The 18,597-nt window shown below is 68.2% G+C and carries 14 protein-coding genes; 2 read left to right on the forward strand and 12 right to left on the reverse strand.

What is annotated here, in order from left to right; translation table 11 throughout:
* The first annotated feature begins 95 nt into the window (after window positions 1-95).
* Both ACFDS3_RS00150 and ACFDS3_RS00155 read left to right on the forward strand, forming a co-directional pair.
* The gene (locus ACFDS3_RS00150) at window positions 96-1,379 is read left to right on the forward strand and encodes a hypothetical protein (RefSeq protein ID WP_375260297.1); all 1,284 of its coding nucleotides are present in this window, start codon (window positions 96-98) and stop codon (window positions 1,377-1,379) included.
* Window positions 1,376-2,677 carry a lipid II flippase MurJ gene (locus ACFDS3_RS00155; RefSeq protein WP_375260298.1) on the forward strand — a complete coding sequence of 434 codons (1,302 nt, stop codon included), beginning with the start codon at window positions 1,376-1,378 and terminating at the stop codon, window positions 2,675-2,677. The genes ACFDS3_RS00150 and ACFDS3_RS00155 overlap by 4 nt, the downstream gene beginning before the upstream one ends.
* Here the strand turns inward: ACFDS3_RS00155 and ACFDS3_RS00160 are convergent.
* From ACFDS3_RS00160 to ACFDS3_RS00215, 12 genes are all read right to left on the reverse strand, one after another.
* Window positions 2,654-3,871: a glycosyltransferase family 4 protein gene (locus ACFDS3_RS00160; protein ID WP_375260299.1), complete on the reverse strand. Its 1,218-nt coding sequence runs from the start codon at window positions 3,869-3,871 to the stop codon at window positions 2,654-2,656. The two genes, ACFDS3_RS00155 and ACFDS3_RS00160, sit on opposite strands and share 24 nt — an antisense overlap.
* Entirely contained in the window at window positions 3,829-4,509 is a 681-nt protein-coding gene (locus ACFDS3_RS00165; protein WP_375260300.1) for a sugar transferase, read from the reverse strand. Before ACFDS3_RS00165 ends, ACFDS3_RS00160 begins: the two co-directional genes overlap by 43 nt.
* Window positions 4,506-5,654, reverse strand: coding sequence for a DegT/DnrJ/EryC1/StrS family aminotransferase (locus ACFDS3_RS00170; RefSeq protein WP_375260301.1), 1,149 nt, complete (start codon window positions 5,652-5,654; stop codon window positions 4,506-4,508). Before ACFDS3_RS00170 ends, ACFDS3_RS00165 begins: the two co-directional genes overlap by 4 nt.
* Complete coding sequence (locus ACFDS3_RS00175; RefSeq protein ID WP_375260302.1) at window positions 5,651-6,493, reverse strand: sulfotransferase; 843 nt, start codon at window positions 6,491-6,493, stop codon at window positions 5,651-5,653. The genes ACFDS3_RS00170 and ACFDS3_RS00175 overlap by 4 nt, the downstream gene beginning before the upstream one ends.
* Entirely contained in the window at window positions 6,486-7,631 is a 1,146-nt protein-coding gene (wecB, locus tag ACFDS3_RS00180) for a non-hydrolyzing UDP-N-acetylglucosamine 2-epimerase (protein WP_375260303.1), read from the reverse strand. Before wecB ends, ACFDS3_RS00175 begins: the two co-directional genes overlap by 8 nt.
* Window positions 7,628-8,743: an NAD-dependent epimerase/dehydratase family protein gene (locus tag ACFDS3_RS00185; RefSeq protein WP_375260304.1), complete on the reverse strand. Its 1,116-nt coding sequence runs from the start codon at window positions 8,741-8,743 to the stop codon at window positions 7,628-7,630. The genes wecB and ACFDS3_RS00185 overlap by 4 nt, the downstream gene beginning before the upstream one ends.
* The gene (locus ACFDS3_RS00190) at window positions 8,743-9,489 is read right to left on the reverse strand and encodes an FkbM family methyltransferase (RefSeq protein ID WP_375260305.1); all 747 of its coding nucleotides are present in this window, start codon (window positions 9,487-9,489) and stop codon (window positions 8,743-8,745) included. Before ACFDS3_RS00190 ends, ACFDS3_RS00185 begins: the two co-directional genes overlap by 1 nt.
* Before the next feature lie 29 nt (window positions 9,490-9,518).
* The gene (locus ACFDS3_RS00195; RefSeq protein ID WP_375260306.1) at window positions 9,519-10,625 is read right to left on the reverse strand and encodes an SDR family NAD(P)-dependent oxidoreductase; all 1,107 of its coding nucleotides are present in this window, start codon (window positions 10,623-10,625) and stop codon (window positions 9,519-9,521) included.
* Window positions 10,622-12,508 carry a polysaccharide biosynthesis protein gene (locus ACFDS3_RS00200; RefSeq protein ID WP_375260307.1) on the reverse strand — a complete coding sequence of 629 codons (1,887 nt, stop codon included), beginning with the start codon at window positions 12,506-12,508 and terminating at the stop codon, window positions 10,622-10,624. The genes ACFDS3_RS00195 and ACFDS3_RS00200 overlap by 4 nt, the downstream gene beginning before the upstream one ends.
* Window positions 12,509-12,511: 3 nt before the next feature.
* The gene (locus ACFDS3_RS00205; RefSeq protein WP_375260308.1) at window positions 12,512-14,599 is read right to left on the reverse strand and encodes a GumC family protein; all 2,088 of its coding nucleotides are present in this window, start codon (window positions 14,597-14,599) and stop codon (window positions 12,512-12,514) included.
* Window positions 14,600-14,721: 122 nt separating this feature from the next.
* Complete coding sequence (mutS, locus tag ACFDS3_RS00210; protein ID WP_375260430.1) at window positions 14,722-17,337, reverse strand: DNA mismatch repair protein MutS; 2,616 nt, start codon at window positions 17,335-17,337, stop codon at window positions 14,722-14,724.
* A 61-nt stretch (window positions 17,338-17,398) separates the two neighbouring features.
* Complete coding sequence (locus tag ACFDS3_RS00215) at window positions 17,399-18,580, reverse strand: amidohydrolase (protein ID WP_375260309.1); 1,182 nt, start codon at window positions 18,578-18,580, stop codon at window positions 17,399-17,401.
* Window positions 18,581-18,597 lie beyond the last annotated feature (17 nt).

The following is an 18,597-nucleotide window of genomic DNA, read 5'->3' on the forward strand; positions in this document are numbered from 1 at the left end:
AATCGATTTTCATCGAATGCAGCGAGAGTGAGTTCTCAACGCTTCCTTAAGGGATCGCAGCGATACGCGGGACGAGACCTTGCAGAGCAGGCCCGATGTTCGATGGATCCGTTATCACGCTGGTGGTACTCTACCTCTGTGCCTTCGGCGCATACACGCTGCTGCACGGGCGCGTCGGCATTAGCTTTTTCTGGCTCTCCGCCGCAGTCTTCCTCGTCTATATCCTGCCAAAATTCGGGGCCTACCTGCTGACCGGCGACGACGTGTTCCTACCGGGAACAGCGGTACTTTCGCAGAACACGGCGAACGCGGCGGTGGTCTGCATCACGGCCTTTATGGCCACGATTCTCGTCTGCTATTTCACTGCTGTCATTGTCTTGCCCGAGGGGCCGGCCAGGGTCACGATGAACCGGCCGCTGGATCCCGATCAGGCGGCGAGCATCGGGATCTGGCTGTTCGTCCCGATCTTCGGCTTGTCCTTTTGTGCATATTGGATCGCTGCCCAGGTCTCTTTCGACAACCTTTTCGCCAAGCGCGAGCTCATCCTCGACGGAGATCGAACGGTTGCATGGGCTCTGCAGAAGATCGCGCAGGTCGTGAAGGCGGGGCTTTACCTGGCCCTTCTGGCGACCCTCACCGTACGTGACGGACGGTACAACCGCCACGTGCTCTTTCTGGGGGCTCTATCGGTGCTGGTCTATGTCGTCTCCAGCCAGCGTTCCGGGATCCTCGTCCTCGCGCTCGAGATCGCTTTGGTGTTCCAGATCGCCGGTATCATGAAGCCGCGACATTACCTGATTCTCGCAGGCAGCTTCGTGGCGCTGAATATCGCGATCCTCAGCGCGCGGGCGCTCGATACGGCGCAAGCGATGTACTGGTCCGACATGATCTACCGCCGTTATTTCTTTGATCTCGAAAAGATCGCGGCCCTGATCGAATACTTCGTGTCGGACCCACTTTATCGTTTCGACAGCCTCGGCATCCTTGTTGCTGGCTCGAACGGGATCCGTCCGGATTATGCGACTCACCACTTCCTGGGTGAGCAGGTTTTCGGCGTCGCGAGCGGCGTCCCGCCCTCGGTGCTCGGCGAGATGATCATCTACGGCGGCCCAATTTCGATTGTGCCGGTCACGGCTGCGCTGACGGCCATCGTCATCTGGTTCGAGCGCTGTGGACGTGCCACGGGAAACCCGATCATGCAGCTCGTCCTCGTGGTCGTGCTCTCCAAACTCTACTTTCTGACCCTGAACTCTGATTTTTCGTCGTCGATCAATCGTATCGTTCTGGACCTCGCGTTGTTGGGCACCGGTCTCGCCGGGTACGCGCTTGTCGGGGGACGTATCGACAACGGCACGGCCACGCGGCGAATCATACAATGAAACGCCAGGCAGCCACCGTCCTGATCCTGAGCTTCCTTGGCTTGATAGCCGGCTTCAGTCGCGAGATCGTAGCCGCGGGCCTCTTCGGTACATCGATCGAGCTCGAGATCTTCCGGATCGCCTTCGGTCTTCCCAGCGTGCTTGCCGACAGTGCGGCCGTGTCGCTCGTGTCGCTGATGGTCCCTCGTCTCGTAGCAGGGCCTCGTGGAGTCGACGCACAGCGCTACACGTCGCTCAAGCGTACGATGCTCGTGGCCGGGGTTGGCGTGGTAGTGGCGGGCGTTCTGACGATGCCGTTGCAGGCTCGACTTCTGGCCCCGGGCTTCGTCGGAGAGGCACGCGCCGATCTTGTTCTCATCGGACGCATCTGCTGGATTTCGTCGCTAGCCGTCATCCTGTCGCTACCTCTGCGCGGTCTGATGAGCGCAGGAGGAGCGGTTTGGCCGGGTGCGGCCCTGCAGCTGATGCGGTCCACCGGGTTCGTCGCCGCCCTTCTTCTCGCGCTGCTTATCGGCGCTGGTCCGCTGTGGTCACTCGCACTCGGAGCCGTCGGAGCGGGCTGCGTGACGCTTCTCGTTCATGTAGTGGCCGTTCGTCTTCGCGGTGTCCGCATGATCCAGAGCGAGGTCAGTGGCGGGTCCGGTCTGGATGCGGGGTTCGCGGCGGCGGTCGTCAGCGTTCTCCTGTCCCAGATCCTTCTCTCCGGGGGGCGCCTGATCGACCGGGCGGTTGCAAGCAGCTTCGATCAAGGGGCCGTAGCTGCGTTGGAGTTCTCCTACGGCCTATTGATGGCGTGTGCGGCTTTGTTCGGGACGACAGCCAGCCTATTCGTCGCTCCTCATGTGACGAACGCGCTGCGGGCGGGACGCGGCGTTCCCCCCGTGATGCTGTACCGGGTTGCGATCGGTCTCATCGGGACGCTCGCGGTGGGGCTTGTCCTTGCCGCTGGCGCGACGCCTCTGGTGAGCGCGGTTTTCGGGTATGGCACGTTCGGCGCCGAGGCTGTCGCCGAGACGGTCGGCTTCTTCCGGCTTCACGCCCTTGGGCTCATGCCGGTCGTGGCGGCGTTGATTCTCATGCAGTTCGTGCTGGTGCTCGGAGGTCACCGCGTGATCCTGGGGATCGCAGCCGGAAAGCTGGTAATCAAGCTCGTCGCGTTGATGGCGTTGATGGCGGCAGGCATGGGCCGGGATGCGCTGGCGACTAGCCTCATCCTTTCGGAAAGCTTGGCCGCCCTGATGATGCTCGCCTACATCCTGCGCGGGCGGGTGCCGTTAGGCGCCCAACCCGCTCATTAGACTGCGCCACCGATCCAGCAGGCTCTTGCGCCCGTTTGCTTGCTGCCACTCCGCAATCGCCGTCGCGTGGGTGTCCTGCGACAAGAGCCGGTCGAGCGCGACACTAATGGCCTCGGGCGTCGGTGCTGTCGGAATGGCGCCAAGCCCCTCCGATGCGACCGAATTAGCCAGATCGCTATCGGGTTCCACCAAGACCAGCACGGGTACGCCCAAGCCCAGATAAGTGGCAAGCTTCGATGGATAGGACACGCGGTAGATGTCCCGGTTCAGCGAGACCAGGCCGATATCCGCGTCGGCAATCAATTCGCGCGCCGCAGCATAAGGAAGGAACGGTGCAAAGCGGACCTGCGGATGATCGCCCCAAAGCCGCCGCAGCTCGGGCTCGGCCGCGCCGTCTCCAAGAAACATGAGTTCCAGGTCGGGGCGGGCCTCGAAGCAGCGCGCGATGCCTTCTGCCAGAAGAGGCAAGTTCTGAAAGCGACCGAGATTGCCGGCAAAGATCGCGCGGCGGCGCCCCGGCGCCTTTTTCAGATCTTCCGGAACGGCACCGACCTGGTCGTGTGTCTCGAGCGCGAAGTTGTTGATCACGTGGACCGGAAGATCGCCCAGACCCCGCAGGGCCAACGTCCCTGCCATATCCTGCGAAAGCACGACGATGGCAGACGCACGTCTCAGGCTGGCGTTGTCCATCGCGCGCAGCACCTGAAGGAACGGCCACCTGCCAAGGGCACCGCCGCTATAGAACGAGACCTCGGGATGGACGTCCTGCATGTGGTAGACGAACCGGGCGCCGACCAATCGGGCGGCCAAGCTCGCTGTCCATGCCGCGATAACCGGCGGAAAGGTCGACGCCATGACGACCTGCGGTTTTGTCCGCAGGACGTGGACGAAGAGGCCACAGCAATAGAGGCCCGCGTTCGCCGCCCGCTTCAACGGACCGCCGGACTTTTCAACGAAACTGCGCATGCGGGTAATGTCCATGCCCGCGTCGCGTTCCCGACGCGGTGCGTGCGCGGCGTCACGGTACGAGGGCATGGTCGAGAAGACCTCGACGTCATGCCCCGCCTCCGCGAGGCGCGCTCCGATGGAATGCAGGATCGACGCGTAGGGGGGCGTATCGGGCCAGAAGTAGCGGTGCGTCAGCAGGATCTTCACGCGGCTTGGCCTCTCACGCGCAGGGTCACGGTCGTCCATTTCGCGGCGGCCTCCATATCGCGTGGGTCGGGTGAGACAGGGCGTCCCGTCGCCACGCCTAGGATCGCTAATCCGGTGCGCAATACGGTCGCGACGTCGCTTTGCCACGTCGCGCGGTCCATGTACGCCCGTTCGAGCGCGAGTTTGGCAGGCAAAAGCCGGGCGATGTAGCTTGCCTCGGGATCGGCGGGATCGATCAGCGCCTCGCCCCACCCGTAGTAGAAGATCGAGCCTGGGCCCGTGACGCCCGGCCGCACCGCAAGCGTTTCGCGCATCCAGCCCCGATAGGCGCGTTTCACGATCGCCGGATCCTCGGGGCGGGGGCCGACGATGGCCATGTCCCCGCGCAGGACGTTCAGCATCTGCGGCAGCTCGTCGAGCTTCGCGGCCCGAATGAAGCGGCCGAACGCAAAGACGCGCGGGTCGCGTTCGGCGGTTATGACGGCACCCGGACGCCCGACATGCATCGAGCGGAACTTCAGCATCTGGAAGATCATGCCGTCCTTTCCGACCCGACGCGCGCGGTGGAACACCGGCCCGGGCGAACTCAGTCGAATGCCCACGGCGACGATGGCCAAGAAGGGCGCGGTCAGCAGCAGGATCGTGAGCGCCGTGGCAATGTCGAACCGGCGCCTCATCCCAAGAGCCCCCGAACCACGTCGATGACACGGGCTTCTTCCTCGGGGCGCATGTCCATGAAAAGCGGCAGCGTTGCGCAGCGTTCGAAGTAGGCGTCCGCAGCGGGGAAAAGACCGGCCGGAGCGGCCTCTCGCCAGTAGCTCATCTGGTGCAGCGGTCGGTAATGGACCGAGGTGCCGATCCCTGCCTCCTTGGTCCGCTCGAGGAACGTGTCGCGATCCATCGGCGCGCCGTCGTTCAGCTCGACCACGTAAAGGTGCCAGGCGTGGGTGTCGCCCGCCGCCGCCTTGGGCGGCAGCGTCAGGGGAAGATCGGCGAAGGCCGCGTCATAGTTCGCCGCGATCCGGCTCCGGGCAGCGTGGAACGCGTGGGTCCGGGACAGCTGGACCCGCCCCATGGCCGCCGCGATGTCCGTCATGTTGTACTTGAAGCCTGGGGCGACGACGTCATAGCTCCATCCCGCGCGGACCGAGGTAAAGCGGTCGAACACGTCGCGGTCGATACCGTGCAGTCGCATCGTGCGGGCGCGGGCGGCGATCTCGGGGCGGGCGGTGACAAGCATGCCGCCCTCGCCCGTGGTCATCGTCTTGTTGGCGTAGAAGCTGAACGCCGTCACGTCTGCGCCGGTATGGGCGCCGCCGATCGGCTGGTCCTTGTGGCGGGTCGGCAGGGCGTGCGCCGCATCGTCAAGGATTGTCAGCCCGTGCCGGTCGGCCACGTGCCGCAGGCCCGTCATGTCGCAGGACCGGCCGGCGAAGTGGACCGGCATGATCGTCCGCGTTCGGGGCGTGACGGCGGCCTCGACCGCGGCGGTGGACATGCAAAGCGTGTCGGGCTCGATGTCCACGAGAACCGGCGTCGCGCCCATGTAGCGCACCACTTCGGCCGTGGCGGTGAAGGTCAGCGTGGGCAGGATGACCTCATCGCCCGGACCGACCCCCAGCGCTTCAAGGCCCAGGTGCAGCGCCGCGGTGGCAGAGGTGACAGCCAGCGCCTCGACCCGGCCGCCCAAGGCTTCGGCGAACTCGGCCTCGAAGGCGCGGGCCTCGCCGGCGGTGGTCAGCCAGCCCGAGCGCAGGACCCCGGTGACGGCGGCGATTTCGGCCTCGCCGATGCTGGGACGGAAAAAGGGAACGGGGGTCATGATGCGTATCCGAGCCGCGAGAGAGAGGGGGAAAGAATCGCGTCGAACACCGACCGATCCGTGGGAGGCAGTTCGCGCCAGGCGCCGGGCGGTGTGGGACGAAGCCGGGCAAGGGCTGCGGCAGCCACCGCACCCGGGTCGGGCAGGTCGAGCGCCCGGGCGAGATCGCCGACGCGATCGGGGTCGGCCACCATGTCCTCGTAGCGAATCTCGAACACGCGATCTCCAGGCAGCGCGGCCAGATCCGCGCGCGCCCGCTCGACCGACGCCACCCACTGTCGGGCGCAGGCGGTCGCAAGACCCTCGGCCACGGCCTGTTCCACGCCCGGATACCGGGGGCCCCAGACGCCGCCGCCGCCGCGGCCCGCGACAGCTCCGCGCAGCATGTTGCCGCCGAACCAGGCGACGTAGCCGGCATTGGCCAGCGGCATCCCGCGCAGCTTGCGTGCCAGCGCCCGCCAGTCGGGCGGCGCCTGCCACTGGCGCATCGCGCTTTCGGCCACGTCGCGGCCATCGCGGATCAGGTGAACGTAGCGCGCCGCGGGGAAGACGCGGTTCACGAACGGCACGCGCAAGGTGTTCGAGACGGTCTTTTCGACCACGATGTCGCTGGGTCGCGCGCCGGCGAGACGCGGAATCGTCTCGCGGATGAACCGGACCCGTCGCCAGGTAAGGGCCTCGGGGTCGAGCATGTCGTGGCCCTCGGCGCCGTAGCGCCAGACATAGTTGATGTCGTATGGCACGGCTTTCACGCCGGACGAGGCGGCCAGCAGGTCGCGCAGGATCTTCGTGCCCGACCGCGCGGCTCCGATCAGGATGACGGGTGCCGGTTCAGTCATGGCGCCGGATCCCGTCCCAGGCGTTCGATAGGCGCGCCGTGCCGAGGATCAGGTTCACCACCCGCTCGGAGGTGTTGGCGATGCAGTAATCGGCCGGCACCGGATGCGGCAGGCCGGCGGCCTCGCGCGCGGCAAAGCCTCGGGTCATGGCTTCGACTCCTGCGACGATGGCGTCACCATCCACGCCGGTCACCAGAATGCTGCCCGTGTCCAGCGCCTCGGGGCGCTCGATCGCATCGCGCGGGGTGATCGCCGGAAACCCGAGAATCGAGGATTCCTCGGCGATGGTGCCCGAGTCCGAGATCGCGCAGAAGGCGTGCATCTGCAGGTGGTTATAGTCGTGGAATCCGAACGGCGAGGCCCAGGTCACACGGCGATCGAACTCGGCCCCCAACGCGTCCAGCCGCTTGCGCGTGCGCGGGTGGGTCGACACGATCACCGGCTTGTCATGCCGCGCAGCCAGCGCGTTCAGCGCCGCCACCAGCGACGAGAGCCGGGCGGGGCTGTCGACGTTCTCTTCCCGGTGAAGCGACACGACGAAGTAGCCGCGACGCTCCAGCTCCAGCCGCGCCAGCACGTCCGACGCCTCGATCCGGTCGCGGTAATGCTCGAGCACCTCGCGCATCGGGCTGCCGGTCAGGGCGATGCGCCGATGCGGCAGGCCCTCGGCCAGAAGGTGACGGCGCGCGTGCTCGGTATAGACGAGGTTGAAGTCGGCGACGTGGTCCACCAGGCGGCGGTTGATCTCTTCGGGGACGTTGAGATCGAAAGAGCGGTTGCCGGCCTCCATGTGGTAGACCGGGATCTTCAGCCGCCGCGCCATGACGGCCGAGATCGCCGAATTCGTGTCGCCGAGGATCAGCACCGCGTCGGGGCGAAGTTCGGTCAGGACACGCTCGGTCCCGGTGAGGATGCCGGCCAGCGTCTCGCCCAGCGTGCCGCCTCCGGCGCCCAGGAAATGGTCGGGCGGGCGAACGCCCAGATCCTCGAAGAAGACTTCGTTCAGCGCGCGGTCCCAATTCTGGCCGGTGTGGATCACGGTGTGGTCCGTCAGCGCGTCGAGCCGCGCCATGACGCGCGACAGTCGGATGATCTCGGGACGGGTCCCGAGGATGGTGGCGACCTTCAGTTTGTTCACGGCAGAACCCTATCGGCATAGGTGTCGGGGGCGGCGGGATCGAAGAGCGCGTGGCTCCAGAACAGCGTGAGCAGTTCGCCCCCGCCGGTGTTTTCGATCGAGTGGGTGGTCAGCGTCGGCATGTCGACCGCCGCCGGCTCGGTGCCGGACACGTGGAACTCCTGCACCTCGTTGGACAGCACGTGGCGCAGGCGGATGACCGCTTCGCCCTGAAGCACAAGGAAGCGCTCGACCTTGTCGAGGTGGAAATGATCGCCGCGTGTGACGCCAGGCTTCGTGGTGGAGAGGAAGGTCTGCCCCCCGCCGCCGCCCTTCACCGCCTCGAACAGCGTGCCGCGCGGGTCGGTGTTGCAGGTCAGCGGCCGCACGGCGGGCGCGATCGCGGCCCGGTATGTGTTGAAGAGCTGCAGGTCGAATGGGTCCGACAGGTCGGGGATGACGTTCGTACCGTAGGAGTCGTGGAACATCCGCAGCCGCCGGTAGAGGACCCCCACCGACATCGACCGTCCTTCGGGCGCAATCCGCCCCGTCAGCCTGTCGGCCACGGCGGCGATCGCCATATCGACGGCCGCACCGGCGTGCAGAAGGGCGACCTGCCCCTCCCGGTTCACCTCCGGCTCGGTTCCGTCAAGGATCTGGTGGATCAGCGTCGCGGTGACGTTGTTGTAGAAAGGCCGGGCGCCCTCGCCGAAGATGTGGGGCAGGATCAGGTCGGTCATGCGGGTGACGCCGTTCGCGATTACCTCGGCCGCACGCGCCTTGGACCGGCCATAGGCGGTGTCGCGCCCGGAATGGGTCGAGTTCGCGTGCACGACATGGGGGTCGCTGCCGGTTGCGCGGCAGGCGGCGACGAGGCGCTGGGCGATGGCCGGGTTCGCCGCCTCGACCTCGCCTTCGGGCGCGCGGTTCACGCCCGCGAAATGCAGCACCGCATCGGCGCCGCGTAGCGCGGCCTCAAGCCGCGCGTCGTCCTGGAACGCTGCATGGTCGAGCGCCACGATCTGCCACCGCTCGGGCGCGCCACGATGCGCGGCAGCGCAGTTCGCCGCGTGCAGGCGCGCGCGCGCGTGGCGACCGATCAGGCCGCCGGCGCCGGTGACGACGATGCGCATCACGCCTCTGCCCGGATCGCCGTGAAGCCGCGGTCGTCCATCGCCACGTTGCGGAAGCCGAACCGCTCGGACATGGCGCGGATGCCCGGCCCGGTGTCCGCCAGCGCCAGGTAGTCGGTGCGCGCCAGGGTCTGCGTGGCGCCGGCGAGGATTTCCTCCTCGGACCCGTTCGTGGTGACACTGACGAGGCGTACCGCGTGCTCTTTCGCAAGCACCTCGTCCACCGTCGTGACCGGCACGTCCGACGGACGGTAGCCCCGGGCACGCAGCTCGGGCTCGGTCCATTCGGAGACGTCTTCGAGCAGGTTCGAGGCGGGATGGGCGGGGTTCGACCAGAACCGCAGGGTGCGCTTCTCGGACCAGCAGCCCTTGGCAATCACACTTACCCGGTCGGCCAGCCCCGCGTGACGCAGGTGCTCGGCCATGGCGGCCGCGCTGTTCGGCTCGGGTTCGAAGATGTAGAGGCGCCCGGTCGGACCCACCAGCATCGCGAAGTATGCAGCGCGCGACCGGCCGACGCGCAACAGGTCGCTGGGCGCGCCGATCTGCACCACCACGTCGCCCTCGCGCACTGCGGAATAGGGCCAGCTGCCCCGGCGCAGCCACAGGCCCGCCCGGTAGAGCACGGGGCGTGGCATCCGTTGAAGGCTCCAGGCTACGGGGCGGGTGGCCACACGCCAGGCGCGGTGGCCGATGGCGCCCTTCACGCGCAGGGCGATGGACTTCTGGTTCACGACTTGGGCCATTCTGGTTCCCTTTTTCTGTCTTGCCTTGGTCAGGCGGTGGCGGCGAAAGGCCTGCCGGTTTCACTCAGGGCGTCCTGGATCTCGGGGAGGCTCAGAAGCAGCCGCTTCACGCCGGCCACGTCCAGCCGCTCGGTGTTGTGCGAGTGGTAGTCGTCGATCTTTGCGGTGCGCGGATCGCCCTCGCTGAAGAACGGCTTGTAGTTCAGGTCCCTTGTGTCGGGCATGATCCGCCAATAGGCACCCATGTCCTCGGCCCGGGCGAGCTCTTCGGCGCTGGCCAGCGTCTCGTAGAGCTTCTCGGCATGGCGCCAGCCGATGGTCTCGACCGGGTGGCGGGGCGCATCGAAGAGCTGCTTCAGTGCCTCGACAAGGTCGGCGATGGTCGATGCCGGCGCCTTCTTGATGAAGAGATCGCCCTGGTTGGCATGGGTGAAGGCGTGCCGGACCAGCGCCACGCTGTCGCGCAGCGGCATCAGGAAGCGCGTCATGGTGGGCTCGGTCACCGTAATCGGCCGGCCCTCGCGGATCTGGCGCACGAAAAGCGGGATGGCCGAGCCGCGCGAATACATCACGTTGCCGTAGCGCACGCACGAGATCGTCGTGTCGGACGTGTCGCCAAGGCTGCGCGCGGCGGCCAGCGCGGTCTTTTCCATCAGCGCCTTCGACAGGCCCATGGCGTTGACCGGGAACACCGCCTTGTCGGTCGACAGGCACACGAGCGAGCGCACTCCGGCGCGGATCGCCGCGCGGATCACGTTCTCGGACCCGAGCACGTTGGTGCGCACCGCCTCGTGGGGAAAGAACTCGCAGGACGGCACCTGCTTGAGCGCCGCGGCATGGAACACCGAGTCGACGCCCGCCATCGCCCGCTCGACCGAGTCCGGGTCGCGGATGTCGCCGATGTAGTATCGCACCCGGTCGTCGCGGAGCTCGGTGCGCAGCGCGTCCTGCTTTTCCTCATCCCGGCTGAGGATACGGATCTGCGGCACGCCTTCTGCCAGCAGGCCCTTCAGCATCGTCTTCCCGAACGAACCGGTGCCGCCCGTGATGAGCACGCGTTCGATCCGCTGGGTGGGAGCGTTCTGCGTCCCGAAAGGTGTTGCCATCATCGTCTGGTTCTCCATCTCGATGGTCATAGGGAGTCTGCGGCAGGGATGTGGTAGCCGCTGACGTATCGTTGGATGCATCCGCGCAGGCGCAGCGCATCGCCGGCATCGATCGCCGCCTGCACGTCGCGCAGCATCGCCTGGGTCTCGAGTTCGGACAGGTGCTCTTCCTTGGCGCGCAGGATCTTGTCGTGCGGAGTGGCGGCCAGTGCATCGCCGTTGATCAAAAGCTCTTCGTACAGCTTCTCTCCGGGCCGCAGCCCCGTCACGTGGATCGCGATCCCGTCGAGGTCGCTCTCGGTCCGGACGCGGGCGCCGGACAGTTCGATCATCCGACGGGCAAGCTCCATGATCCGTACCGGCTCGCCCATATCGAGGACGAAGACGTCGCCGCCTTTCGCGAACGCCCCGGCCAGCAGCACCAGCCGCGCCGCCTCGGGGATCGTCATGAAGTACCGCGTGACCTCGGGGTGGGTCACGGTAAGCGGGCCGCCGCGCGCGATCTGCTTCTGGAACAGCGGCAGCACCGACCCGGACGAACCCAGCACGTTGCCGAAGCGGACCATGGCCAGCGTCGTGCGCTGGCTGCGACGCTGCAGGTCCTGCACCACCATCTCGGCCAGGCGCTTGGATGCGCCCATGACGTTGGTGGGTCGCACGGCCTTGTCGGTCGACACCAGGATGAACCGCTCCACCCCCGCCTCGATGGCGGCGCGGGCGACGATACGGGTGCCGATGACGTTGTTGCCGGCGCCTTCCAGCTCGTTGTCCTCGACCATCGGGACGTGCTTGTAGGCGGCCGCGTGGAGGATGAAGTCGACGCCGTCGCTCTCGATCACCTGGCGCACGCGGCGCTCGTTCGTGACCGAGCCCAAGCGCGCGCGGACTTCGATCCCGCTGCCCTCGCCCAGCATCGCGCGCAGTTCGGCGTCGATCTCGTAGAGCGCGAATTCGCTGTGCTCAAACAGGACGATGCGCGCGGGATGGCAGTCGACCAGTTGGCGGCAAAGCTCGGACCCGATGGAGCCGCCGGCGCCGGTGACCATCACCGTCCGCCCGGCATAGGTGCGGGCCACCGCCGGCACCTCGAGGTCGACCTTGTCGCGGCAGAGCAGGTCGTCGGGGCGCACGGGACGCAGGGCACGCTCGACGCTGCCACGCTCGATGAGTTCGGCGAAGGACGGCAGGGTCTGCACCTCGCATCCCAGAGCCCGGATCTCGGCGGCGATCCAGTTGCGCCGCTCGTCCGAGGCCGAGGACAGCGCCAGGATCACGGTCTGCACGCCAAAGCGCGTCACCAATTGGGGCAGCATCCGCGCTCCGTGCACCTTCAGCCCCGCGATGCGCAGCCCCTCGAACGCGCGGTTGTCGTCGACGAAGGCCACGGGGCACAGGTTGCCGGACGATCGCAGCGCATAGGCGATCTGCACGCCCTCGGTCCCTGCGCCGTACAGGATCACGGGGGTCTGGCCGGCGCTCATCTTTCGCGTCGCAAAGAGCGCGCCGAGGATGGCGAGCCGCGCTCCGACGGCGAGGGTGAAGAACCCCGTGCCGAAGATAAGCGGCAGCGATCGCGGCGCCGGGGCCTGCAGCATATGCGCAGACGCCGCGGCGATGATCGCCAGAAGCGCGGCTCCGAAGGCCAACGAGGCGAGCGCGCGCGCCTCGGTGTGGTGCAGGCGGATGCGCGGGATGCCGATGCCGTGCAGGACCGCCGCCGCAAGCCCCCAGGTCGCGACGAGCACGCCGAAATGAGCCCGCAGCGCATCGGCGGCGTCCGCCGTGCCAAAGCGCAGCACGATCGCCAGGATCAGCGCGACCGGCACCAGCGTCAGGTCAAGCGCCAGCACGAGGCCCCACTTGGTGCGCCGTGGCAGGCCGATGAGGATGTCGTAGAGCGGAGGGCGGCTCATCGTTCAGGCCTCGTAATAGCCGCGACCGTAGGAGCCGTAGGTGCCCCCATAGCCGTAGCGCTTGGCGCCCGAGGGATCGACCTGGCCCAGGACCAGTCCGTTGACTTTCAGGTTCACGGTTTCAAGCTGGCGCAGCGCCTCGCGCACCTGTGTCCGCGCCGTCCGGTCCCACGCCACATTGAAGAGGATCGCATCGACGTGCTGGCCGATGACGCGGGCGTCCGGGACGACCAGGACGGGCGGCGTATCCACGATGATGACGTCGTATCGGTCGCGCAGGCTTTCGAGGAAGTCCCTGAAGCTGCTCGACGAGAACAGGTCGGCGGCGTTGATCCGGCATTCCTCGCCCAGAAGGATGTCGGCCTTCAGCCGCGGATCGCGCACCACGAGATCCGAGATGTCGCCGCCGCGCCGCTTCATCGCGGTCACGAGCCCCTCTTTCCCGGCCCGCGCCTTGAAGTAGCTGTCCAAAGTCCGGCGGCGCACGTCGCCCTCGATCAGGATGACCTTCTTGCCCAGCCCGGCAAAGTTGTGCGCGAGCGAGATCGACTGCGTGGTCTTGCCTTCGCCCGGGAGCGAGGAGGTCGACATGATGATCTGCGGCGGCGTCCGCCCCTGCAGCAGGATCGAGGTGCGCAGGTTGCGGATCGCCTCGGCCGCGGGCGAGGCCGGCTTGTCGTTGAGATAGGTCAGAAGCTGGTCGCGCCGCCGGAACGGCATCTTGGGGATCTGACCCAGAAGCGGCAGCCCGGTACCGCCTTCCAGCGCGTCGCCGGTCCGGTAGCCCTTGTTCAGGAATTGGCGCGACAGAACTGCCGCGGCACCGATCAGAAGTCCCAGCATCGCCGCGAGGATCAGGTTGACCGGGTGGCGCGGGGCAATCTGGTTGCCGGGGATCGCGCGGGACATGATCCGGGCGTCCGGCTGCTGCAGGCCGCGCTGCACCGTCGCCTCCTTCAGCCGCGCGAGGAACGTCTTGTAGAGCATCTGGGTCGCCTCGATCTCGCGCTCGAACTGCTGAAGCTCGGCAAGGTCCTGCGACTGGCCGGCAATCTGCGCCTCGAGCCGCTCGACCGACTGGGCGAGCGTCCGGACCTGCCCGTCCTGCCGCGACAGCACGGCCTGCGCACGATCGGACAGCGCCACCGTGCGGGCGCGAGCGCCCTCCGTGTCGCCGGCGCGAACCAGCCGGTTCAGCTGGTCGTCCTCGTGGAGTGCGGCAAGGCCCCGCAGATCGCCCGCGGCCATCAGCCCCTGCGCGCGCAACAGGCTGTCTTCGCCGGCGGCCCGCTCGGCCCGGGTTGCGGAAAGGCGGTTGCGGGCATCGGCAAGCTGGCGATTCAGCGCCTCGATCGCGTCGAGGCTGACGATGTCGGTGCGCGTCCGGAACTCGCCCAGCGTCTGCTCTTGCTGGCGCATCTCGATTTCCAGCTCGGCGGCGCGCTCGGTCAGCCAGGTGATGGCGGTCTCGGTCGCTAGGAACTTCTGGTCGATCTGGTCCTGCACGTACAGCTCGGCCAGCGTGTTCGCGATGGCGCGCGCCTTCAGCTCGTCCTCGCTCAGGGCCGTCAGGGTCATGACGTAGGTGTTGCGCTGGATGCTGGCGGCGATGGCGCCGCGCACGGCCTCGACCGTATCGTTCAGCTCAAGCTCGTCCTGGGGGATCCGGGCGGCGGCGCGCTGGATGCCGGCGCGGGCCAGCAGCGCGTCCAGGTCCAGAAGGCCGGCCGGGCGCAGATGCTCGTTGAACTCGGGGTCGCGCGTCAGGTCCATCGCCTCGACGAGCTTGGTCAGCATGTCGCGCGAGCGGATCAGCTCGACCTCGGTATTCATTGCGTCGTCTTCGGTCGAGCCGCCGCCGACCAGCGATTCGATGTCCATGATCTTCTGGCCGTCCGACTCGAGCGACAGCGCAGCCGTTGCGGCATAGCGCGGCGGGGCCAGGTAGAAGGTATAGGCCCCCCCCAGGCCCAGCGTCGCGATAAGGCTCAGCGCCATGATGCGCCGGCCACGCCAGAGCGCGCCCATCAGGGTCAGGATGTTGACGGTCCGCTGGTCCTCTTCGGGGATCAAACGGGCGATGGGCGTCATGGTGTTCACGGGCGGACGACTCACAGCCAGGGATGGACTGCGACCTTCCTAGCGAACGCACGGTTAATGCTTGCTTAGCGTCAGCCGGGGGATCGGGAAGGTTTCCCGGAAATCTGCAAAGGTCAGGACGTGGCGGCCAGCCTGCGCAGCTCGTAGATGAGGTCGAGCGCCGCGCGCGGGCTCAGGTCATCGGGATGCAGCGCGTTCAGCCGTTCCTCGACCTTCGACACCTCGGGCCGCGCGGCGGGCGCCGGCGGCGGCGCGGCCGAAAACAGCGGCAGATCGTCGATCAGCGTCGCCTGCCGGCCCCCCGCCTCGCCCTCTTCCAGCGCGCGCAGGACCACCTCGGCCCGTGCGACCACGGCCTGCGGCAGCCCCGCCAGCTTGGCCACCTGCACCCCGTAGGATCGGTCGGCGGTGCCCTTCCTGACCTCGTGGAGGAAGATCACCTCGCCCTCCCACTCCTTCACGGCCACGGTCGCGTTGCGCACCCCGTCCAGCTTTTCGGCCAGCCGCGTCAGCTCGTGATAATGGGTCGCGAACAACGCGCGGCAGCCATTCACGTCGTGCAGGTGCTCCAGCGTCGCCCAGGCGATCGACAGCCCGTCATAGGTCGCAGTTCCGCGCCCGATCTCGTCGAGGATCACCAGCGCATTCGCGTCCGCCTGGTTCAGGATCGCCGCCGTTTCGACCATCTCGACCATGAAGGTCGAGCGCCCCCGCGCCAGGTCGTCCGCCGCGCCGACCCGGCTGAAAAGCTGGCTGACGATGCCGATCCGCGCCTCGCGCGCCGGCACGAACGCCCCCATCTGCGCCAGCAGCGCGATCACCGCGTTCTGCCGCAGGAAGGTGGACTTGCCGGCCATGTTGGGGCCCGTCAGCAGCCAGCAGGCCGGGCCCTCGCCGTCGGACAGGTCGCAGTCGTTGGCGATGAAGGGCCCCGCGCCTTGCGCCTTCAGCGCGCGTTCGACCACCGGGTGGCGACCCTGTTCCACGTGGAACACGCGGCTGTCCTCGACCACCGGGCGCACCCAGTCCTCGGTCTGCGCCAGATGCGCCAGCGCCGCCGCCACGTCGAGCGCGGCCAGCGCACGCGCCGCCTCGCCCACCGCCGCGGCCTCGGCCACGACAGCCCGCGACAGGGACGAGAAGATCCGCTTCTCGATCTCGAGCGCCCTACCCCCGGCGTTCAGGATCCGCGTCTCGAGATCCGACAGATCGACCGTGGTGAACCGGACCGCGTTCGCCGTGGTCTGGCGATGGATGAAGCGGTCTGACAGGGCGAACATCTTGTCGGCATGGATCGCCGTGACCTCGATGAAGTAGCCCAGCACGTTGTTGTGCTTGACCTTCAGCGCACCGATGCCCGTCGCCTCGGCGTATTCGGCCTGCATCGAGGCGATGACCCCCCGCCCCTCGTCGCGCAGCTTGCGCGCCTCGTCGAGATCCGCGTCGTGCCCCGGCGCGACGAAGCCGCCGTCGCGCGCCAGAAGCGGCGGTTCGGCCACCAGCGCGGCGTCCAGAAGGTCGATCAGCGCCTCGTGTCCACCCAGCGCCTGCGCCGCCTCGGTCAGCACGTCGGGCAGGTCATGGGCCCCCTCCAGCACCTCGCGCAGCTCGTCCGCGCGGATCAGCCCGTCGCGGATGGCCGTCAGGTCGCGCGGCCCGCCCCGGTCCAGCGCCAGCCGCGACAGCGCCCGGTCCATGTCCGGCACCTGCCGCAGCCGGTCGCGCAGGGTCTCGCCCAGCCGCGCATCGTCCACCAGCCGCGCCACCCCCGCCTGCCGGGCGCGGATCGTGCCGAGGTCGCGGGACGGAGATGTCAGCCGCCGCTCCAAGAGCCGCCCGCCCGCCGCCGTCACCGTCCGGTCGATGGCCCACAGAAGCGACCCCTGCCGCCCGCCCGACAGCGCGTGCGTCAGCTCGAGGTTCCGCCGCGTGGCCGCGTCTATCTGCATGACGGCCTGCGGTTCCTCGCGGACCGGCGCACGCAGGAGCGGCAGCTTTCCCCGCTGCGTGATCTCGAGGTAATCGACGATCGCCGCCATCGCCGCGATCTCGGCCCGCGCGAACGTCCCGAACGCGTCGAGCGACCCGACCTTCCACGTGGCACAGAGCCGCTTTTCCCCCGCCACGCTGTCGAAGGACCCGCGCGACAACCCGGTGGCCGAGCCACCAAGTTCCGCCACCAGCGGCTGCAACTCGGCCTCGTAGGCCTCGCTCAGCAGCACCTCGCGCGGGGCCAGCCGCGCCAGCTCGGGCCCCAGCCGCACGCGCGGGCAGGAGGTCACGCGCAGTTCGCCGGTCGAGATGTCGACCCACGCGAGCGCCCCCTCGCCCCGTACATCGGCCCAGGCGGCAAGGAAGTTGTGCCGCCGTGCGTCCAGCAGCGATTCCTCGGTCAGCGTGCCGGGCGTCACCAGCCGCACGACCTCGCGCTTGACCACCGATTTCGAGCCGCGCTTCTTGGCCTCGGCGGGGTCCTCCATCTGCTCGCAGACGGCGACGCGAAAGCCCTTGCGGATCAGGGTCAGCAGGTAACCCTCGGCGGCGTGAACGGGGACGCCGCACATGGGGATGTCGTCGCCCAGGTGCCTGCCGCGCTTGGTCAGGGCGATGTCGAGCGCCTCGGCCGCCGCCACCGCGTCGTCGAAGAACAGCTCGTAGAAGTCGCCCATCCGGTAGAACAGCAGCGCATCCGGGTGACGCGCCTTGATCTCCAGAAATTGCGCCATCATCGGCGTCGGTGCGTCGGCCACGGCTCCCCCGGTCTTCCTGTCCCTGATCGGTCCGCGGACCCTAGATCGACGGGCTCGCGGGCGGAAGAGGCGATCCCTGGCTTACCTCGACCGCCGCGGCGAACGTCCGGGCGCCCACGCCGATCAGGTCGTCGGGAAAGTCGAACCGCGGGTCGTGGAGCGGCGGCTGATTCTCGCCCGAACCCAGGAACAGCATCGCCGCCGGCGCCAGCGCCCCGAGTCGCCCGAAATCCTCGGACGGCCGCCAGGGCTGCCCCTCGGGTCCATGCACCACGCCTGCGACGTCGAGCGCCCGTCGCAGCAGCGCCACTGCCTCGGGGTCGTTCGACGTGGCCTCGAACACCTCGTGCCACGCGATCTCGACCGTCAGCCCGTCAGCCTCGGCCGCGTCCTGCACCATCCGCTCGGCCTCCGCGATCAGCCGCTCCATCCGCGCGTCGGTCAGCGTCCGCAACGTCGCGCGCAGCTCGCCCCGCCCCGGCGCCACGCCGAAGGCCGTGCCGCCCATCGACACGCCCGCGACCGTGACCAGCGCGAAATTCTCGGACGGAAACGCGCCTTCGGCCAAGGCAGTCAGCCCCTCTATCAGCTGCGCAAGCGCACGCCGGGGGCTGATCCCGTGCTCGGGGCTCGACGCGTGCGCCTCGCGCCCCGTCAGCCGGATCTGCATCCCGCGCGAGGCGCAGCCCATCGGCCCCTCGGCCAGCGCCACCTGCCCCAGCGGCAGCCCCGGCAGATTGTGAAGCGAGACCACCAGATCCGGCGCCAGCTCCGCCGTCCGCGGATCGGCGAGCACCGCCTTGGCGCCCGCCCCGTCCTCTTCGGCTGGCTGGAACAGCAGCACCACCCGACCCTGCGGCAGCCCGCGCCCCAGCGCCCGTGCAAGCGCCACGAGGATCGCCATGTGCCCGTCATGCCCGCACAGATGCGCCACGCCCGGCCGACCCGAGGACCAGGCCACGCCGCTCGTCTCGATGATCGGCAGCGCGTCGAGCTCGGCCCGGATCATCAGGCACGGGCCCGCCTCGGCGCCGCGGAACTCGGCGGCAACGCCCGTGCCGCCCAGCCCCTCGATCACCTCGTCGGCCCCGGCGGCGCGCATTTCGGCCGCGATGGTGGCGGCGGTCGTGAATTCCTGCCCGGACAGTTCCGGGTGCGCATGAAGACGGCGGCGCAGGTCGCGCGCCGCCGTCATGTCGTCTTCGGTAATCTCGATCTGCATGCGCGGACCCTGTCGCG

The sequence above is a fragment of the Palleronia sp. genome (genome assembly GCF_042089775.1).
Taxonomy (GTDB): Bacteria; Pseudomonadota; Alphaproteobacteria; order Rhodobacterales; family Rhodobacteraceae; genus Palleronia.

What these genes read in the sequence shown, in the direction of transcription:
- ACFDS3_RS00165 (WP_375260300.1), bottom strand. Translation starts at nt 4,509, where the DNA reads ATGAGGCGCCGGTTCGACATTGCCACGGCGCTCACGATCCTGCTGCTG.
- ACFDS3_RS00195 (WP_375260306.1), bottom strand. Translation starts at nt 10,625, where the DNA reads ATGACCATCGAGATGGAGAACCAGACGATGATGGCAACACCTTTCGGG.
- ACFDS3_RS00200 (WP_375260307.1), bottom strand. Translation starts at nt 12,508, where the DNA reads ATGAGCCGCCCTCCGCTCTACGACATCCTCATCGGCCTGCCACGGCGC.
- ACFDS3_RS00215 (WP_375260309.1), bottom strand. Translation starts at nt 18,580, where the DNA reads ATGCAGATCGAGATTACCGAAGACGACATGACGGCGGCGCGCGACCTG.
- ACFDS3_RS00155 (WP_375260298.1), top strand. Translation starts at nt 1,376, where the DNA reads ATGAAACGCCAGGCAGCCACCGTCCTGATCCTGAGCTTCCTTGGCTTG.
- ACFDS3_RS00175 (WP_375260302.1), bottom strand. Translation starts at nt 6,493, where the DNA reads ATGACTGAACCGGCACCCGTCATCCTGATCGGAGCCGCGCGGTCGGGC.
- ACFDS3_RS00205 (WP_375260308.1), bottom strand. Translation starts at nt 14,599, where the DNA reads ATGACGCCCATCGCCCGTTTGATCCCCGAAGAGGACCAGCGGACCGTC.
- ACFDS3_RS00160 (WP_375260299.1), bottom strand. Translation starts at nt 3,871, where the DNA reads ATGGACGACCGTGACCCTGCGCGTGAGAGGCCAAGCCGCGTGAAGATC.
- ACFDS3_RS00190 (WP_375260305.1), bottom strand. Translation starts at nt 9,489, where the DNA reads ATGGCCCAAGTCGTGAACCAGAAGTCCATCGCCCTGCGCGTGAAGGGC.
- ACFDS3_RS00150 (WP_375260297.1), top strand. Translation starts at nt 96, where the DNA reads ATGTTCGATGGATCCGTTATCACGCTGGTGGTACTCTACCTCTGTGCC.
- ACFDS3_RS00185 (WP_375260304.1), bottom strand. Translation starts at nt 8,743, where the DNA reads ATGCGCATCGTCGTCACCGGCGCCGGCGGCCTGATCGGTCGCCACGCG.
- ACFDS3_RS00170 (WP_375260301.1), bottom strand. Translation starts at nt 5,654, where the DNA reads ATGACCCCCGTTCCCTTTTTCCGTCCCAGCATCGGCGAGGCCGAAATC.
- mutS (WP_375260430.1), bottom strand. Translation starts at nt 17,337, where the DNA reads ATGATGGCGCAATTTCTGGAGATCAAGGCGCGTCACCCGGATGCGCTG.